15 protein-coding genes are annotated in these 18,234 nt (G+C 65.5%); 12 read left to right on the plus strand and 3 right to left on the minus strand.

Going from position 1 to position 18,234, the window contains the following annotated elements:
* Window positions 1-80: 80 nt before the first annotated feature.
* The 3 genes from ACWGST_RS12335 (at window position 81) to ACWGST_RS12345 (ending at window position 4,671) form a co-directional block, all read left to right on the plus strand.
* Window positions 81-2,243 carry a glycosyltransferase gene (locus ACWGST_RS12335; protein ID WP_452046961.1) on the plus strand — a complete coding sequence of 721 codons (2,163 nt, stop codon included), beginning with the start codon at window positions 81-83 and terminating at the stop codon, window positions 2,241-2,243.
* A gap of 109 nt (window positions 2,244-2,352) precedes the next feature.
* Window positions 2,353-3,519 carry a glycosyltransferase family 4 protein gene (locus ACWGST_RS12340; RefSeq protein ID WP_452046962.1) on the plus strand — a complete coding sequence of 389 codons (1,167 nt, stop codon included), beginning with the start codon at window positions 2,353-2,355 and terminating at the stop codon, window positions 3,517-3,519.
* Between the two features lie 3 nt (window positions 3,520-3,522).
* Window positions 3,523-4,671 (plus strand): glycosyltransferase family 4 protein, encoded by a 1,149-nt coding sequence (locus ACWGST_RS12345; RefSeq protein WP_452046963.1) that lies wholly within the window; start codon window positions 3,523-3,525, stop codon window positions 4,669-4,671.
* A 56-nt stretch (window positions 4,672-4,727) separates the two neighbouring features.
* On the opposite strand, the gene ACWGST_RS12350 is transcribed toward ACWGST_RS12345, so the two are convergent.
* Window positions 4,728-5,687 (minus strand): glycosyltransferase family 2 protein, encoded by a 960-nt coding sequence (locus tag ACWGST_RS12350; RefSeq protein ID WP_452046964.1) that lies wholly within the window; start codon window positions 5,685-5,687, stop codon window positions 4,728-4,730.
* A gap of 143 nt (window positions 5,688-5,830) precedes the next feature.
* On the opposite strand from ACWGST_RS12350, the gene ACWGST_RS12355 reads away from it, so the two are divergent.
* Entirely contained in the window at window positions 5,831-6,781 is a 951-nt protein-coding gene (locus ACWGST_RS12355; RefSeq protein WP_452046965.1) for a hypothetical protein, read from the plus strand.
* A gap of 37 nt (window positions 6,782-6,818) precedes the next feature.
* On the opposite strand, the gene ACWGST_RS12360 is transcribed toward ACWGST_RS12355, so the two are convergent.
* A complete protein-coding gene (locus tag ACWGST_RS12360) occupies window positions 6,819-7,676 on the minus strand; it encodes a hypothetical protein (protein WP_452046966.1) in 858 nt (285 codons plus the stop codon).
* A gap of 274 nt (window positions 7,677-7,950) precedes the next feature.
* Between ACWGST_RS12360 and ACWGST_RS12365 the strand changes: the two genes are divergently transcribed.
* The 3 genes from ACWGST_RS12365 (at window position 7,951) to ACWGST_RS12375 (ending at window position 11,413) form a co-directional block, all read left to right on the plus strand.
* Window positions 7,951-9,153, plus strand: a complete 1,203-nt coding sequence (locus ACWGST_RS12365) for a glycosyltransferase (RefSeq protein ID WP_452046967.1) — start codon at window positions 7,951-7,953, stop codon at window positions 9,151-9,153.
* Between the two features lie 80 nt (window positions 9,154-9,233).
* Window positions 9,234-10,214, plus strand: coding sequence for a glycosyltransferase family protein (locus ACWGST_RS12370; protein WP_452046968.1), 981 nt, complete (start codon window positions 9,234-9,236; stop codon window positions 10,212-10,214).
* Complete coding sequence (locus ACWGST_RS12375) at window positions 10,214-11,413, plus strand: glycosyltransferase family 4 protein (RefSeq protein WP_452046969.1); 1,200 nt, start codon at window positions 10,214-10,216, stop codon at window positions 11,411-11,413. Before ACWGST_RS12370 ends, ACWGST_RS12375 begins: the two co-directional genes overlap by 1 nt.
* A 2-nt stretch (window positions 11,414-11,415) precedes the next feature.
* Here ACWGST_RS12375 and ACWGST_RS12380 read toward each other — a convergent pair whose 3' ends face one another.
* A complete protein-coding gene (locus ACWGST_RS12380; protein WP_452046970.1) occupies window positions 11,416-13,116 on the minus strand; it encodes an ABC transporter ATP-binding protein in 1,701 nt (566 codons plus the stop codon).
* Window positions 13,117-13,301: 185 nt separating this feature from the next.
* Between ACWGST_RS12380 and ACWGST_RS12385 the strand changes: the two genes are divergently transcribed.
* From ACWGST_RS12385 to ACWGST_RS12405, 5 genes are all read left to right on the plus strand, one after another.
* Window positions 13,302-14,315, plus strand: coding sequence for a MauE/DoxX family redox-associated membrane protein (locus tag ACWGST_RS12385; protein WP_452046971.1), 1,014 nt, complete (start codon window positions 13,302-13,304; stop codon window positions 14,313-14,315).
* A complete protein-coding gene (locus ACWGST_RS12390; RefSeq protein WP_452046972.1) occupies window positions 14,312-14,575 on the plus strand; it encodes a PqqD family peptide modification chaperone in 264 nt (87 codons plus the stop codon). Before ACWGST_RS12385 ends, ACWGST_RS12390 begins: the two co-directional genes overlap by 4 nt.
* Window positions 14,576-14,586: 11 nt before the next feature.
* On the plus strand, window positions 14,587-15,978 hold the full coding sequence (locus ACWGST_RS12395; RefSeq protein WP_452046973.1) for an O-antigen ligase family protein: 1,392 nt from the start codon (window positions 14,587-14,589) through the stop codon (window positions 15,976-15,978).
* Window positions 15,979-15,993: 15 nt separating this feature from the next.
* Window positions 15,994-17,409, plus strand: coding sequence for a polysaccharide biosynthesis tyrosine autokinase (locus ACWGST_RS12400; protein ID WP_452046974.1), 1,416 nt, complete (start codon window positions 15,994-15,996; stop codon window positions 17,407-17,409).
* Window positions 17,410-17,582: 173 nt separating this feature from the next.
* A complete protein-coding gene (locus ACWGST_RS12405; protein ID WP_452046975.1) occupies window positions 17,583-18,203 on the plus strand; it encodes a hypothetical protein in 621 nt (206 codons plus the stop codon).
* The last annotated feature ends 31 nt before the right edge of the window (window positions 18,204-18,234 follow it).

The following is an 18,234-nucleotide window of genomic DNA, read 5'->3' on the forward strand; positions in this document are numbered from 1 at the left end:
ATATCGGCCGCGCAAGCCCCTCACGCTCAGCGTCTTCGGCGTCGGCTACCCTGAATCGTCTACCTCGCGGACGGAGCCGAATGACCGATCTCGTCGTTGTATCGCTCGAGGGCTGGGATGCGGTTTGGCGGCGCAACCAGCACCTCGTCGCCGGACTCCTCGCCCGCGACCCCGCGTTGCGCGTGCTGTTCGTCGAGCCACCTGCCGACCCGACGCACGACCTCCGCTCGAAGCGTCGACCGCGTGTCGGCGCAGGCCTGAGCGAGATCGACGGTATCGCACCGGGTCGCCTGCACCGGTTGCAGCTGACCAAATGGATGCCTCGGCGGTTCGATCCCCGCACCGACCGCCGGCTTGCTTCGGGCATCGTTCGCGCGGCCGCACGTCTCGGCATGCGGCATCCACTGCTCTGGATCAACGATCCCGGCATGGCGGTCCTCGCAGAGAGCACGGGCTGGCCCATGCTCTACGACATCACCGACGACTGGCTTGCCGCTGACCGCCCCGCCGCCGAGCTGGAACGGATCGTCGGTACCGAGGCGTCGCTCATGCGACTCGCCCGTGTGGTCGTCGTCTGCTCGCCCGAGCTGGTGCGGCGCAAGCAGGTGGTGCGACCAGTGACGCTCATCCCCAACGCGGTTGATGCCGTCGCCTATCGTCGGCCGGTGGCCCGCCCGCACGATCTGCCAGGGGGGCCGGTAGCGCTCTATCTCGGCACCGTGCATCGCGATCGCATCGACGTCGCGCTCTGCGCGGCGACGGCGCGCGCAATCGGGCCGGATGCCTCGCTCGTACTCGTCGGCCCGAACGTGCTCTCTCCCGGCGACGACGAGCTGTTACGCCTTGCCGGTGTCGTGCTGCTCGGCCCGCGACCGCGGGAGGAGGTGATCGGCTACCTGCAGCACGCCGACGTGCTCGTGGTTCCGCACGTCATCACGGCCTTTACCGACAGCCTCGATCCGATCAAGCTCTACGAGTACCAGGCCGTCGGCCGGCCGGTCGTCTCGACGGCGGTCGCGGGTTTCCGCGACGTCGACGATCCGCGCGTCACAATCGCTGACGGCGGCGAGTTCGTGGATGCCGTTGCGGCGGCGCTGCCCGCTAAGTGGCGATTTCCCGCGCATGTCGGCGGGCCGGTGGTCGATTGGAGCGAGCGCGTGGACGCGATGGAAGTCGTGCTGCGGAGACTGGAAGACCCGACGATGAAGGAACTGCGGTGGCATTTTTTCATCGACGGCGAGACAGCTGCGGCGGCCGAGAACTGGGATCCGGACCTCGAGCCTTCGCGTTTCGCTTCGGGCATCGGACACAACCTCCTCGAACTCGGAGTCCGGCTTCGCCAGCGCGGCGCACCAATCACGATCGGTAGCCGAGTGCCGGCCGACTCGAGCCTCGTTGTCTACTTTCAGCACGCCTGGACGAGAACCGCCGAGCTGCGGCTCGCGCAGCGCACAGCCCGATATCGCACGGCGCTGATCCGAAGCGATGCCCCACTCTGGTATCGAAATCTCCTCACTGCCGACTTGGTCGTTGTTCCGAATCAGGCGGGCATACGGATCTGGTCTGAACGGACGAGTTCGCAAGTGATCCACTTGCCCGCGCTCCCGCAGCGAGGCATCGTTGTGCGTGACCCCCAGCGCGTCGGCATCCGAACCGTCGAGTTCAAGGGAAATCCGGTCTCGGTGCCCGAGACTCTGCGCGACCCACGCCTGCGTGACGCGCTCGCTGGTCTTGGAGCCGAGCTCATTGTGGATGTCCCGGGCAAGACCGACGGTAGCGACCAGCGGTGGCACGACTTCAGCGCGGCCGATGTCGTGCTGTGCCTCCGCGATGCGGCGCCGGGGGACTCGCTCCTGAACAAGCCGGCCACCAGACTCATCAACGCCTGGCGTGCGGGGGCGATCCCCCTAGTCGGTGCGGAGCCCGCCTACCTCGAACTCGTTCGGGATGGGATCGACGGCTTCGTAGTACGAGATTCGGCCAACATTATTCGCGTGATCGAACGATTGATCGGCGATCCTGGGCTGGAGCGCGCCGTTCGAAACGCCGTGATGGAACGTGCCATGGCATACGAGCCGGACGCGGTGCTCGACGAATGGGTCATGGCTCTCACCGAAGCAGCGGGGGGTCGACGCACCTTCGCCGATACCACGATGCGTCGCGTACAGGCAATGGCGCAGTACGGGATACTTGTCGCCCGCGGCACATTAGGGCGACTGCGCAGGCGGTTCGTGCGCATGTGACGGGCCCAGCAGACGCCTCCCGGCCGAACTGATGTCGAACCGAGATCCAGAGTGGGCTGCACTACTCTGGGCTTCGGTACCTCACTGGCGGATAGGGAGCTTCAACCGAATGGCGCAGACAACGATCGCGATCGTCAACAACAGCCGCGAGACGTTCACGCCGGTGGTGAGTGGTGCCATCGCGACCTGCGTGCTCAACGTGGGGCGCGCCGCGATCAGCGAGGGTTACGACTGCCCGGTCATCACGCGTGCAGCCATCGGTGTCGACGAGTACGAGTGGCCTGACTTGCGGTTCGTGCGAGGGATAAAGTGGCCGGCACCATTGCCGGCCAAGCTGCTTCGTATTCGCCGTCGGTTGAACGGCTGGCGGGCACCGGATCAGTGGGTCTACGCACGCGATGTGCTCGCTGAACTCAAACGGCTCCGCCCGCAGGTCGCAATCGTGAACAACGACCCCGAGGTCGCGGTGTTTCTCAGCAAGCGCCTCCCTTCGGTGCAGGTCGTCCACTGGTTCCACAATCTCGAGATGTCGAGTGATCGGTTCCGTCGCCACTATGCACGTGACCGCAAGCTCCGCTCAGTGGCGGTCAGTGCCTATGTTGCGCGCGCGATCGAGCAGGTCTACAAGCTGCGCCCGTTCACGGTGTCGACCGTACTCAACGGTGTCGATACCGAGCAGTTCGGAACCGAGCGCACCTCGCCTCTCCCGACCATCGGCTTTGTCGGACGGCTTTCTGTGGAGAAGGCGCCCGACACCCTGGCGGATGCCTGCGTCCGCGTTGCGGAACGAGGGACCCGCTTCCGTCTGCAGATTGTCGGCGACACGAACTTCGGGTTCTCGAGCGGCAATCCGTATTACGACCGACTGAACGCGCGTATTGCCGACCTCGAGCGGCACGGCATCGAGGTCGTTCGCACCGGTCATCTGGAGCGTGGACAGATCCCGAGTGCACTTGCGGCGAGCGACATCCACGTCACTCCATCACGCTGGGATGAGCCTTGCGCGCTGACGATTCTCGAGGGCCTCGCCAGTGGGCAGGCTGTGGTCGGAAGCTCCACCGGAGGCACACCCGAACTGATCGCTGGGGCAGGATTCCTCTTCCCCCGCGATGACGCGGAGGCACTCGCTGATGTGCTCGACGAACTCATCCGCGACCCGGAGGCGAGGGCGTCATGGGGCGTACGGGCACGCCAACGTGCGGAATCGCTCACGTGGGCGAGGACCTGGAATGGTCTCGCGAGCGCCGCGGGACTCCTCGGCACCGAGGCGAGCTGAGCCATGCACCTCGCATTCGTCTTACCCCTCGGCGAGTACTACAGTCCTCAATGGGCAGGCGCCATCGCGACCATCACACGGCACCTGGCGGGTGAACTGCAACGATCAGGGCATTCGGTCACGATCATCACACCCGACGATGGACACGAGGTCTTTCCAGAGGGTCAGGTCGTTCGTCTCCACCACGGTTCGGCGCATCCGATGCCAACGCTCTTGCGCAAGGCGAACACTGCGCACGCGCGCCTTAACGGATGGACGTGGCACGACTACGGCCCCTACCTTCGCGGAGTCAAGCGAGCACTCCGGTCCGTCTCGCGGCCGATTGACGCCATCGTGGTGGCGAACGACCCAGGCACTGCCCACCGGTTGGATGCCGCGGGCCTCGCGCGGCACACTGTGCTTTGGCTGCACAACAGGCTGGAAGGTGCGGAGACTCGGCCGTTCGCAACGCTCTCTGACCGCGTCGCGGTTGTCGCCGTGAGCCAAGCCGTTGCGGAATGGACGACGGAACGATATCTTCCCTCGAAGCGGATCGAGGTGATCTATAGCGGAGTCGACCACGAGCGGTTCCGCCCGCGTGCTGCCTACCTCGAGGTCCGCGATCCGGTACGCGTGATCTCACACGGGCGTATTGATCCCAACAAGGGGCATGAAATCGCCGCGGCGGCGGTGGCGCAACTCCGCGAGGCGGGGCTCCCAGTGGAGATCACCCTCATCGGTGATGTGCGCACGTTCGGGTATAGCGCCGACGATGCGGAAGCGTATGCGCGCAGCGTGAAAGCGGCGATGGAATCCGCCGAGGGGGTCATGCTCGGCTGGATGCCGCACGATGCTCTTGCCGACCAGATCAGGCAGCACGACGTGGCATGCGTCCTTTCGCGTGTAGACGACCCCTTCCCGCTCACAAGCCTCGAAGCCATGGCCTCGGGCTGTGCGATCATCGCCACAAGGCGTGGGGGCATCCCTGAGGGCGTCGGCAACGCCGGGGCGCTCGTCGATGCCGATGCCCCCGACCAGGTCGCCGCAGTGCTCGAGGAGTGGGTGCGTGATCGCCGTCGTCTCGCGACGATGAAGCTCGCGGCCACGGAACGCGCGAACGAATTCACCTGGTCTGGGACTACCGCATCACTACTCAGACTCCTCGGCGAGTAGAGAGTAGACGGGGATTGATCGATCGTCGTGCCTGCACTGTCCAGGTGCGGCGACAGTCAGTCGCGGGTGCTGCTCAGGACGCGCCGCAGTTCATTGCCGATCGGGTCGGTCCGCTGCGGCGGGGTCGGTCGCCATCCCGCACTCCTCAGCATGGCTCCCGCCCCCCAGACGACCCCGACGGTCGTCACGCCGAGACGCTGAACTCTGGCTCGCAGGCCCGCGGCACCGCGGACGCTCTGGAACTGCAGGCCCACCCACCTCCGCAGTGTGGATGAACCGATGCCCGCATCGCGCGCGAGCAACACCATATGGTTGCGCCGACCGTACAGCTTGTAGCGGGTATCGAACCGGGCGCCGCGCACGTGGGGGGCGGGTAGATGGTCGACGACCGCATCGGGCGCGAACACCGAGCGCCCCCCCAAGGCCCGCACCCTGAGGAACATGTCCGTGTCTTCGCGGATCGCGGTGCCCGGGTAGTCATCGCGAAACCCCCCGAGGGTCGCAATCATTGACCGACGGAACGCCATGTTCGCGCCGATACCGTGGTCGACGTCGACGAGATCCGGAACATCGGCTGCGAAGCCGTCGGTGAGCGTACCGTCCGGAAGGAGACGACCGATCGGCCGGTCGTACCGATCTTCTCCCGGCAGCCCATTGCAGGTGCGACCGGCAACTGCATCGACATCTTCTGCGGCGAAAGCCGCCTCGAGGGCCGCCTGCCAGCTCCGCCGTACGACCACGTCGTCATCGAGGAATGCGACGAGCTCTCCGCGAACATGCCGGAGTGCCTCGTTGCGCGATCTCGTCATCCACCCGGCCAGTTCGGGTGCGTGGATGTACCTCGCCGTCGGCATGACCCGAGCCGTCTCGCGGGCGTGATCGTCGTGCGAGGCATCCACCACCACGACCTCCGCGCCCGCGTCGAGTTCCGCGGCGAGCGCCGCCAGACACCGCTCGAGGAATGCCTCCCGCTCGTAGGTGACGATGCACACGCTGAGCCGAACTGCCTCGTCCACGACCCCAAGCTCCGCCCGCCCGGATAAATTCGGCTCCGGTCACCGGCGCGATCACCCACGCACCGCATCGATCCTATGCTGGCTGGGTGGACACAGGTGAATCGTCGCTCGCATCGCCGATCCAGCGGGCTCGGGCTTGCTACGTGATCCTCAGTCACAAAGACTGGCGGCAGGTGAGCCGACTCGCGCACGCGATTCTCGCCTCGAGTCCGAATGCGCGTGTGCTCATCGCGCACGACGGTCGCCGCGAGATCTTCCCCATGCATTCGCTCGACGCGCGCATCAAGGTCATCGACCACGGGCTCGCCGCAGATTGGGGTTCATGGGAGCTGGTCGAGGCCATGCTGAGCGCCTTGACCACTGCACGCGGGTGGACCGACCCCGACCTCGTCTGCCTCATCTCAGGTCAGGACTATCCGATCCGGAGACTCGAGCAATGGGAGACCGAGGCAATGGCCGCTGCGAGCTGGCTCGGCTCGGCCGTACCGATCGCGTACAGCCCTCGGTGGGGTCGCCGACGCGGAACCGGTACCGACACCCTCACGCGCTACGAGTACCGATGGTTCCGTACGCCCGCGGCCCGGATCGGCATCCATGTCCCTGGCCGAAGTGGCGAGTTCCTCCGTCGACTCCGTGACGCTGTCGCGTTGCGGGCGGAACCTCTGCTGAGTGTCCGCACTGTCACCCGTGGCCGGGGGGTCCACTGGGGGCTTCGTCGCCTTCCCTCTCCGTTCGGGGCCGCGACGCCGTGCTGGTACGGGAGTCAGTGGCTCGCACTCCGCAGACCGGAGCTCGACGAACTGCTCGATACAGACTTCGGGCCGGGCTCCACCCTGCCGCGCATCTATCGCCGGTCGATCATCCCAGACGAGTCCGCGCTGGTCACCTCGCTCGCTTGGCGGAGCCCGCCTGCTCTCCTCCCGCCGGTCAGCCACACGGTGTGGGACCCGACTCGCGACGAGCCGACGACGTGGACCCTCGACGACCTCGGGACGCTGCTCGCCTCAGGATCCCCCTTCTGCCGCAAAGTCGACCCGGTCGCGAGCGCGAAACTGCTCGATGCTCTCGATCGCGTGATCGTGGCAAGTCGCTGACATCGTCTGAAACGTAGGCACCCCATCATGTGCTGGACTATCGATAGGCGGTGCCCTCGTCCCAGGCGATCGATTCGTCAAGGAGCACCCGATCGCGGTACTTCAGACACAGGGGATGTAGCACGTCGGCGAGCAGTCCGGTCCAGGAGATCGGATAGTCGGAATCCTGTCCCCAGATCCCACCCTTCGATTCGGCCAGGGCGGGGGCGTAGTACTCGAGGCGTCGTTCGACCTCGCGGAGCCACTCACAGGTGAGCGGCGAATGGGACTTCGTGATGAGCGTGCTTTCGGAGGCGATCTGCCGGTAATAGCGTCTCAAGTGGGTGCCGAGGCGCCCTGGAGCTTGGCCTGCCCACGCGGGGTGCGTGAGCCGATTGCCCAGCAGCCATTCGTCAGACGCCCGCAAGCGGTCGAGTGCCGGTCGCCAGGGACTTCGCAGGCGCTTGAGGTCGGAGTACCCGCCGCCGTAGTGGTGCAGGAAGTACGCGCGCAGGTAGTCCGCACGGTGGACGAGAGAGAGATCGTCGTAGGCGGAGGGCAAGGGGTGCGTCGATACCACGAAGCTCGCGAGGCGATCCGGGGTGATCAGCTCAACGGGTGTCAGTGGGTTGATCTCGCGCATCTGCTCCAAGGACGCGGCACGGTTCGGGGTCAGGGGGTTGGTGCCCGTCCAGAAGCACCAGATGACCTCGGGCACCTCCAAGGGTGCGTCATCTACTTCCGGCAGTCGTCGCTCGAGGAACGTGTGCGGATATCGCCCATACCAGAAATCCGAGGGGGAGAGTCGGCTTGTGAGATCGGCCGACGTACGGCTCGCCCAGAGGCTTACCGGATTCCGTGCTTGGAGCTTGTTCCACCGGCGTTGAACCGCCTTCACCGATTCACCGATCCGCACGACCACAGCTTACTGCCGCAATAGTCGGCCACTGCCAGAACAGCCGACCACGTGTTGATGGATCCGTTCCGTCGTCGTGCGCAGACCCCCGGATGGCACCGCTGCGTCGCTAGGATCGCTTCATGTCGCCCGACGCCCTCTCCCCAAGCGTGCCCGTCCTCGCCGCGGTCGGCGCCGTCGGCAAGCCCCGCCGGCGTGACGCGTTCGTCGGCTGGGCCACCCAGGGAGCCCCGACTGGATCGGACTTTCCGTGCCTATTGCGTCGGCATCCGACATGAACATTGTCAGCTTCTCGCTGTTCGTCCCGTATCCGGGTATCCCGCATGCAGGGGGTGAGTTCTACCGGCGCCACATTGACGCCCTCGGGACGCTCGGCCACGATGTTACGATCGTCGCGCCGAGAACCGAACTCAACCTGGAGGGTATCCGCCACACGGATCACCCCGACCATGTCGTGCTCGTCGAATCGCGTATTGGCCGGACGACCCGACTCATCGATCGGGCCGGCCGCTTCATCCTCCCGCACTGGCTGGAACCGAGTCGTCGCTCGGCGATCCTGAAGGATCCGGCCGTCGTCTCACTTATGGGAGGCGCTGACCTGATCGAAGCTCACTGGTCGGAGATGGCGTTTGCACTGCGCGCTGCGCGGGGTTCCACTCCAACGATGCTGTTCGCACATGACATCCTTCTTCAGCGTGAGACGAGATGGCTGCACGCCGCCCTGCACCAGCGAACTCCGAGGAGGATTCTGTGGCGCTCATGGCGAACCGCCTCGGCCGCTGCCACTCAAGGACTTTCATCGAATGCAGCCGACGTCCTCGTGACTCTGAGTGAGAAGGATGCGCGCATCTCAGGACGGTCCCGCCGACGGAGCGCGACCGAATGGGTCGATCCTCCGTTGTGGGAGTCAGGAACGGATCCGAACCCTCGTCAGGGGATCTACCGGCCATCAGCACTGTTCGTCGCCGCATTCAACCGCCGCGACAACGTGGAAGCCGCTGTGTGGCTCCTGAACGATGTCTGGCCGCGAGTTATCGCTGCCATCCCTGACGCAAGACTTGTTATCGCCGGTGCCCACCCGCCCTTGGCTCTTTACGAGATCGCCGAGCAGCTACCTGATGTTGTCGTGACAGGCTACGTCGAGGATCTCGAACCGCTCTATGCGGATGCTGCGCTCGCGGTCGTTCCCTTGCACTCTGGCGCAGGTGTGAAATTCAAGACCATCGACGCGCTCGTGCGCGATCTTCCTGTGGTCTCTACGACAGTCGGCGCGGAAGGCGTGGTCGACGACCGTGGACGACACCCATTCGCGGTCATCGACGAGCCTGCCCGGTTCGCCGATGCGGTCATCGAGATCCTCTCGGGTCGGATCGCGCCCGACCCATGCATCGGTGAGGCATCACGGGAGAAGTATGGGACCGACTCATACGTGCGCAGGTTGAGTGAGTTGATCTCCGTCGCACGATCGGTGCGATGAGAATGCACCAGTCGAGCCGTCGGCCGCTCACTCGCACTTGCGGTGCGGCGCGTTAGTGTCGTCGGGTGAGGATACTTCTGGTGGGGATCGGCTATCGGGGGTATACCGCGACCTACAAGCAGGCATTGACGTCACTCGGACACGACGTCACCTTCTATGTGGGCTTGCGCCAGTACGACTTTCTCACCCGTGCACGGCGCGCGCTAACGGTCAGTCTGCCCCGGGCGTTCGGCGTACAGCGCGACTACCTCTGGTCTGAGCAGTCGCGCTTTCAGGCGTTCGTGCGCCGGAACGTGTCGTCATTCGATCTGGCTCTGTTCGTCAATGCGGAACGGCTGGCGAACGATGAGACGTTGTACGAACTGAGCGGGCTGGCGACGGCATCGGGGGTGTGGCTGCTCGACGACTTCGAGACGCTCCCGCGTTCAGCACTCGATTTCGCCTCCTTCGATCATCGCGCGACCTTCAACCCGAGTGAGGCTCACTCCCTCACTGAGGCGCTGGGCATCGGTTTCGACTATGTTCCGCAAGGTTTCGCTCCCATCGCCGCAGCGCCAGCGCCTGCGACCCCGTCTCGACGACCCCTCGTACTCGGAGCGCCGTACCCGAGCCGGCGTGCTGCAGTACGGGCCTTGGTCGAGGCCGGTGTTGCCGTCGATGTAGTCGGCAGACTGTGGCCGGAATGGGTCTCGCCGTCCGACTGGATCGAGCATCAGGGCGAGGTGAGCCTGGCCTGCTCCATCTCGATCTCGGGTGATGCCAGGATCTGCGTGAACGGCCATCGCAGCCCAGGCACCGGAGTGAGCCCTCGGGTCTTCGAGATCGGCGGTGCGGGCGGGGTGATCGTCAGCGACGGCATTCATGTGCCCGAGTTCTTCGAACAGGGTACGGAAATGATCCACTGGTCGCATGCCGACGAACTGGTGGAGCTGGTCATGCCGTTTCTCCGACAGCCGTCACTGGCGTCAGCCATGGCAGAGCAGAGTCGGCGCCGAACTCTGTCTGAGCACACCATCGCGCAGCGGTTCTCTCAACTGCTGAGCGCTTGGGGATATGCCTGATGTCGAGTCCGACGATCATCCACACCATTACCCCGGGTGACCATTTCTCGCCCCGGACGGGATCGGCGATCCCCACGGTAGTGAACTCGCTGGCCTCCGCGGCGATCGCCTCAGGCGACACCAAACAGTACGTCGTCATCGACGGCTCGACTTACCGGCCGCGCTACGGGAGTGCAGAAATCGTGGAGTACACGGGAGTGCGGGCGCCAAGCGGGTGCACCCGCCGCCTCGACGCTCTGCTCGGAGCGATTGGCGGGAGTCGGCCGGCGACTGCATCGTATTATCGCCCGATAGCCGATGCGGTTCGCGCACTTCCTCCCGGAATCGTCCTCGCTCATAACGCACCGGTGCTGGTCCGGCTGCTCCGAAATACCGACCATAGAGTCGTGCTGTACGCGCACAACGAACTCCTTCGCACCTACTCGCGGGCCGAGGCCGGACGGATGCTCGACGGCGCTGCCGCGATCATCTGCGTGAGCGAATCGCTCGCAAGGTCGACGCGGGCCCGGCTGCCCCGTCAGCTGGCCGATCGTGTCCAGGTCGTACACAACGGGGCGGACACACTCCGGTTTGCCCCACCCGCCCGCGCCGCTCCAGTCGATGCCACTGCCCTCATCCCGTCCGTCAGTCCCGACGGGCGCGTCCGCGTGTTGTTCGTGGGTCGCGTGATACCGGACAAAGGTGCCGAGATCCTAGTCCGAGCCGCGACGATGGTGCGAAGTCGGAATGTGGAGTTCCTCATTGTGGGCAGTGCCGGATTCGCACGGGACGCACCACTCTCGGACTACGAGAGGCAACTCCGACAGCTCGCCGGCGGGAGCGCCGCGAGCATCAGATTCGAGCCTTTCGTCGATCGCCAGTCGCTTCCAACTCTGCTCTCCGACGCTGACGTTTTCGTCGTACCGTCCCGCTGGCCCGACCCGTGCCCGCTCACAGTCGGTGAAGGCCTGGCCTCGGGGCTCCCAATCGTCGCGAGCCGGATCGGGGGTATCGCCGAGATCGTCGCCCCAACGTCCAGGCTCGTACCGCCCGACGACCCGGCGGCGCTCGCCAGGGAGATCGAGTCGCTAGCCGAGGACGCCGAACTCCGACGGTGGATGGGGGCGGAGGCCCGTGCGTGGGCCGAGGCTCACGACTGGGCATGGGCGTGGGGGAACCTCAAGGTCGCACTCGTTGAAGCCGGGCGTCTGCGGTCTTGAACTCAGTCGAGCCGGCCGAGCTCGACGAGCCGGGCGAACTCGGTGCTTGCGGCTCGAACCTCCTCGAATGCCCCCTGTGCCTCGATATGACCATCCTTGAGGAATACCAGAGTGTCGGTATGGCGGACCGTTGATAGCCGGTGAGCCACGATCAGGATCGTCATCGTGCCGCTGAGCCTCGCAAGAGTCTGAGAGATCTGGTGCTCGGTCTCATTGTCCAGCGCGGAGGTCGCCTCGTCGAGCACCAGCACAGTAGGGCGGCGGTACAGCGCACGCGCGATGCCCAAGCGTTGGCGCTGCCCGCCCGACAGGCGCACCCCGCGTTCGCCGACGACCGTGTGAACACCGTCGGGCATGGCCGCGATGACCTCATCGAGCTGCGCCATCGCAAGGGCCTCACGCACACGGGCAACGTCGACTCGATCGGGGTCGATTTCAAATGCCACGTTTGTTGCCACTGTGTCGTTGAACAAGAAGACATCCTGCGGGACGACCCCGAGGCCCGCATACCACGCCGCGAGGTCGTCGGCGATGGGACGGCCGCCGCACTCGATCGAGCCACGGGTAGGCTCCAGCAGCCCGAGCACGAGATCGATCAGCGTGCTCTTTCCAGCCCCGCTCGACCCGACGAATGCGATCGTGGTGTTCCGCGGGATGCGCAGCGACAGATTATCGAGCACCGGTGCATCGGCGTCGGGATATCGGAACTCGACCCCGTCGAGCACGAGGTCTCCGAGATATCGGGCTTGATCGCGGGGCTGCTCGTCGTGTTCGCCGCCGCTCCGAAGCTCTTCGGCTGACGCGAGGAAGATTCGCAACCCCGCCTGCCCGGTGCGCAGAGTTGCGATGTTCGAGGACACCCGGGTGAGGGTGGGCAGGGCGCGGAGCGCGGCCGCTGCGAACACACCCAGCACGACGAGCGCTTGCGCAGGGGTCCCTACCCTGAAGAGGTAGACCGAGATCGCGGCGACTGCGACGACGAACCCGATCTCCAGCGTGTAGCGCGGAATGTCTCCGATGATTCCCATGTCGCGGCCGAGACGTGCACCGCGCAAGCGAGCACTCCGGTAGCCCTGCACGAAGTCTTCGCCGCGTGAGCTGAGTCTGGCCTCCCGGAAGCCGTCGAGACTCGGCAGCAGATACTGCCATGCCACGAGGCTCAGTTCTGCCGATTCCTCGCCGAGTCGAGTCTGTGTACGGCGCAGAACGCGCTGTAGGCCGACCACGAATATGCCGAACACGAGCACAGTGACGATGGTGACGACAGGGTCCGTGATCGCCAGCACCACGGTGATCGCGACTAGCACGGCCAGGTCGGTGCAGATACTGACGACCGCGAGCAGCACCGAGGTCGCCTGCGAGACGGCGTCGTTGACGCTTCGATAGATCTCTCGCAGTCGGCGCGCGCGATGCGCTGCGTACGGGGCGAGGACGTAGCTTCGAAGGAGGGCGGAGGCGGCGTCTGCCGAGACCCGCGATGTGCGCCCCAGCAGCTGCCAGCGGAAGACGATCGACACGAGGCTCTTCACCACGAACAGCACGGCGACCACACCGGCCACGATCGGGATGAGCGTGGTGGGATCGCTCGTGCCGAGGAGGTCCGAGATCACGGCGAGCGCTCCCGAGTCGGTGTCGGCTCCTCCGATGAGCTGCGTGAGCGGCACCATCGCGGCCACGCCCAGCGTGTCGAGTGCGGCGAGCACGAGCGACGCCGCAACGGTCGTCGCAACCCAGACCGCTGGGCGCGCGCCCGCGATCTCGAGCAATCGTCTCAACTGAGAGAAGAGGCCGTCGCCCTGTGCCGGTGTTCTCATCGTTCCCTCGCTACCGCGGCGGCCGTACTGGCCCGGGAATGAGTGTATATGGGTCGCCTCGGTAGGATCATTTCGTGCCGACCGCTCTCCTCGCCGCCCCCGCGCTCATCCTCGCGGCGGTCATGGTCGCGAGCGCCGTCGGAAAAATCCGCCGCCCCGACAATCTTGCCGGATGGGCCGAGCTGGGCGTGCCCGCCGTATTCCGCCACCGATGGCTGCTGCTGTTGCATCCATGGTGCGAGCTGATTCTCGGTCTCGCGCTGGCGTTGTTCGGGGGACTGCTCGGCTTGCTCGCTGCGCTCGCGTGCGTCGTGCTGATGGCTGCCTACACTTTGTTGATCGGCCGCGCCTGGTCGAAGGCGCGGCAGACCGGCACTGATGCCACCTGCGCCTGCTTCGGTGAACTTGCACCGGTCACCCGGGTAACCGTGATGCGCAATGCCTGGCTCTTGTTGCTCGCGATGCTCACAGCGTCCACGATCTGGGTGGCGCCGCTCTTCGGCGGCGTGCTCGCCGCGGTCGGCACCGAATGGGGCTGGGTCGTTGCGCTCGGAGCAGCGGCCTTCACCGCCGCGGTCACTGTCTGGCGCAGTCCTGAAGAGAAGCAGGGCTCACCGTCGAACGCCCTGGCCGGTGACGAACTCGACTACGTGCGTACTCGCACTCCAGCAGTTCCGGTGACGCTCGGCGATGGCACTGCTGCCAATCTGCGTGATCTCTCGAGCACACGGCCGGTCCTGCTGCTCGCGGTCTCCGAGACCTGCGTCCCCTGTCTACCCGTGATCGAACGCGTCCCAGAATGGCGTGCGCTGCTGCCTGAGGTTGACGTGCGGATGCTGGTGACCCTGCTGCCTGCCGACAGTGCGGTCACCGAACTCGAGCACCCGCAGTCGCTGCACGACCCGGAGGGCAACGTGCGCGCTTCGATCGCCGATTGGGGCACACCTGCCGCTGTGCTGCTCGGCATCGACGGCCTGCTTGCCGGCGGTCCTGAGGTGGGCACTGACGCCGTCGCAGCCTTCGTCGCCGACATTTACGAGAGCCTGCACGATGAGCGCCCTCCAGGTGAAGGATCTCCGGCCCGATGAGGTATGCGCTTGCGCCAGACGTCGGCTTCGAGGCCTTCGGTGATGCGATCTATCTCGCACCGTTGCCTGACGGGCCGATCCTCGTGCTCGACGGCGTCGCTGCTGTGATCTTCAACGAGGCGACGCAGTATGACCGGGAGCAAATCGTCCATCGGGTCATGACACAGGTCGACGGACCGGTCGACGAGATCGCATTTCATGTGAGCGCGTTCCTCGAGGACCTCGCCGCACGTGGCCTGCTCGTCGAGGGGGCACCGTGATGATTGCGAACGTGGATCGAGCGCCGTGGCGCGAGCGTGTCGCGGACTGGTGGGCGGATGCCTGGCGTTGGTCGCTCCTGGCTGCTGGCACAGTGGTCGCCACCTACCTCTTGCTGGAACGCGCGGGCAATGGGGCGCTCGTGAACGGCATCGTGCTCGCGGCGCTCGTCGTCGGAGCCGTGCTCACTATGTCGAAGCCGCTCGCGATCGCACTGATGGCGATGCCGGCGCTCTTCGTCGCCCAGCGAGCGGGTATTGGCGGAGCCGATATCTCTGCGTCGGATGTCGCCCTCGCGGCTGCGTTCGGAACCGCGCTGCTGCTGGGCCACCGGCCCTACAGTCGCGAGTTGCGAGCAATGCTGTGGTTCAACTTCGGCTACCAATTCGCGACCCTCACCACGGTGATCGTCAACCCGTTCTGGCAGAACACCGTCGAATGGTTTCATGCCTGGCTGCTGATCTCGGGCGCACTGATCGTCGGCTGGGCGATCGGTCGGGCTGGCTACGCGAGGTGGGCCTTCACTGCGATGCTGGCTGCCGGGTGCGTGCTTGGCGCCGGAACGGTGATCTCAGGCGTCATCCAGTACGCAGGAGGCAACTTCGGTCCGGTCTACCCGCAGATACCGTGGCCGATGCACAAGAACTTCGTCGGTACTGCGCTCGCATTCGTCGCGCTGATCGCGTACGTGCATCCGCCGTGGGCGGGTCTCTCGACCCGGTGGACGCGCCCGGCGCTCTGGCTGCTGCTCATTGCAATCGCGATGAGCCAGTCGCGCCAAGCGTGGATGGGGCTCGTCGTCGCGGCGATCGTGATCGCACTACGTCGTGGCGGCCAGTCGAAGGTGCTGCTGGCGCTCGCGGTACCGGCAGTGTGGCTCGCGGTGTCGATGGTTCTCGAACAGCTCGATTCACAGAACCGGCATAATTCGACATTCCAGCGGCTCGAATGGTTCCGCGAGGTGTACGCCTACTGGAAGCACGCACCGATCTTCGGTCACGGTCTGCGATTCTGGTATGTCGACCCGACGCTGCCATACCAACCGCCGCAGGCCGAGCTCGAAGTGGTCGCCTCCGCGGGTCTCGTCGGGCTCGCTGCGTTTGCGATCATGTGGGTCGGGTTCACGGTCGTGCTCTCGCGCGTCGACCGGGTGTACGGCACACTTGCCCTCGCGGCCGTGTTGAGTCGCATCGTTCAGTCGCAATTCGACCTGTTCTGGGTCGGCGTTCAGACCTCGGTGCCGTTCGTCATCGCCGGCATCTGCCTCGGCGCCATGGCACTGCGGCAGTCCGCGGATGCCTCGGAAGCCACAGGCGCGGGATTCGCGCCACCAGCTGATCAGCGCGGACTCTCAATCGCACTGCCCTACGATAGAGCAGTCGGCCGCCCGGTCGGCGGACGCTGACACCCAGGGGGGCGCATGGAACTGCGCGACTACCTTCGCGGATTGCGCCGTCACTGGTTGGCGATCGCCTTGATGACCCTGCTCGGCGTCGGCACAGCATACGGTTGGTCACTGCTGCAGACGCCCGTCTACGAGGCGACTGCGAGTGGGGTCGTTCAAGCGAAGACGGCGTACGACGACGGGCAGCTCTTCAACGATGAAAGCACCGCCCGCACGAAAGTGCCGACACTGCTCGACATGGCGGGGTGGAAAGAAGTCGCGGAGCGTGCGATCGATGAATTGGGGCTCACGGTGAGCCCCGAATCGGTCGCAACGCGGATCACCGTCGAGAATCCGGACGGCACCGCCATCATCAGGGTCACCGCCAGAGCGAACGCTCCGCAGGAGGCCGCGGCCCTCGCCCAAGCGTGGATCGATGCGTTGGCCGCGACGGTCACAGCCGTCGACGGTGATGACTCTCCCACCGACATCAGCATCTACGCCGCAGCCGCGGCCACCGTGCCGAGCACGCCGGTCTTTCCGGACACACGCACCGCCCTCATTGTCGGCGGTGTACTCGGCCTCGGTGTCGGCGTCGCATTCGCGTTGATTCGCACCGGGTCCGACCGGCGCGTCAGGGCGACCGACGACGTCGAAGCGAAGCTCCACGTTCCGGTCATGGGGATGATTCCCGCCTCCGCAGCAGTTCGCGGTACAAGCGCATTGCTGACTGGCAGTGCCGACGAGCACACCTTTCCGATCGCGGAGGCACTGCGTTCGCTGCGTACGAATCTGCGATTCATGGATGTCGATAATCCGCCGCGGAAGATCGTCGTCACCAGTCCGTTGCCCGGCGACGGCAAGTCCACCATCGCCTGCAACCTCGCACTGACGCTCGCGCGCAGTGGCGAGCAGGTGGTGCTCATCGACGGCGACCTCCGCCGCCCGATGGTGGCGTCCAACCTCGAGCTGCCCGGGGATGCCGGCCTCAGCGATGTGCTGGCAGGCCGTGCTCTGCTTGCCGATGTGCTCCAACGCACTCCGCACGACACGAACCTGCTCGTGCTCGCGGCCGGGACGATCCCGCCGAATCCGAGTGAGGTGCTCGGATCCGACCGTATGCGGCAGTTGCTCGACGACCTCGCGAAGCACGCGACCCTCATCATCGATGCGCCACCGCTGCTTGCCGTGACCGACGGTGCTGTGCTCACACAGCAGGCCGATGGGGCGATCCTCGTTGTGAGCGTCGGAAAGACCAACTACGATTTCGTCGAGCGAGCGCTCGACGCATTGCGCAAGGTCAACGGCCGTGCACTCGGGCTCGTGCTCAACAAGGTGCCGTTGAAGGGCAGCGATGCTTCGCCGTATCACGCGGCCGCCTACGTGCAGGCGTACGTCAGTGACCCGAGCTCGACTCGATTGCCGGGTCGCACGCAAGCCGAGTCGGCGTAAGCCACGCCGACACCCAATACCGCTCGGCGAAATACGCACGGCCCCGTTACGCACGGCACCAGCCCCGTTAAGGGGGGTACCTGGCTGTATCGCGCGGGCTCACCTGTGGGATACCATTTCAGAGTCATCGCTCCACATCGACGTCCAACCCGAGCCCAGAAAGACGCGAGTCCATGGCAGAAATCGAACGATCCGAGCCGAACGGCGTCAGCCGTCGCACCGTGACGAAAGCTATGGCGTGGGCTGTGCCCGTCGTGGCTGTGTCCGTGACCGCGCCCATGGCATCTGCGAGCGCTCCGCCGCCGCCCACCGTCGACTGGTCGGGCGCGTGTGGCACGACCGGTTCCAGCGCGAAGGGCTGCGGTCCCAAGAATCCCGGAGACAGCTTCAACCATCTGCAGGTGCCGGTCACGCTCTCGAATCCCACCCCGGGCGCCGTGATCTTCCAGATCACGGGCTTCGGAATCGTCAACGGCAATGTGGCCCCGGGTGTCGGAAACAACAGCCCTGGTGTCGAGAACGTCTACACCGACAACGGCACCAATGACAACTGCAACCCGATCGTGGGAACCGAAGCGAGTTGCAGCAACCAGAACGCGGGCAATCCCACCACTGGCAACGTGCTGGTGCCCGCGGGCGGGACGCTGCAGATCTGGGTCTACGGCAAGGGCAGTTCCAGCGCATCGAACTTCAGCGCGAGACTCACCTATCAGTTCGTCGACAAGGCGACGTGCACCGTGATCTCCACGGGCAGTTCGCCGTCGCTGGGGGCTATTTCTCCGGCCAACTGCTGACAGAGTTCGTCAGCGTCAGATCCAACTGAAG

Source organism: Agromyces sp. NPDC055520, from assembly GCF_053619715.1.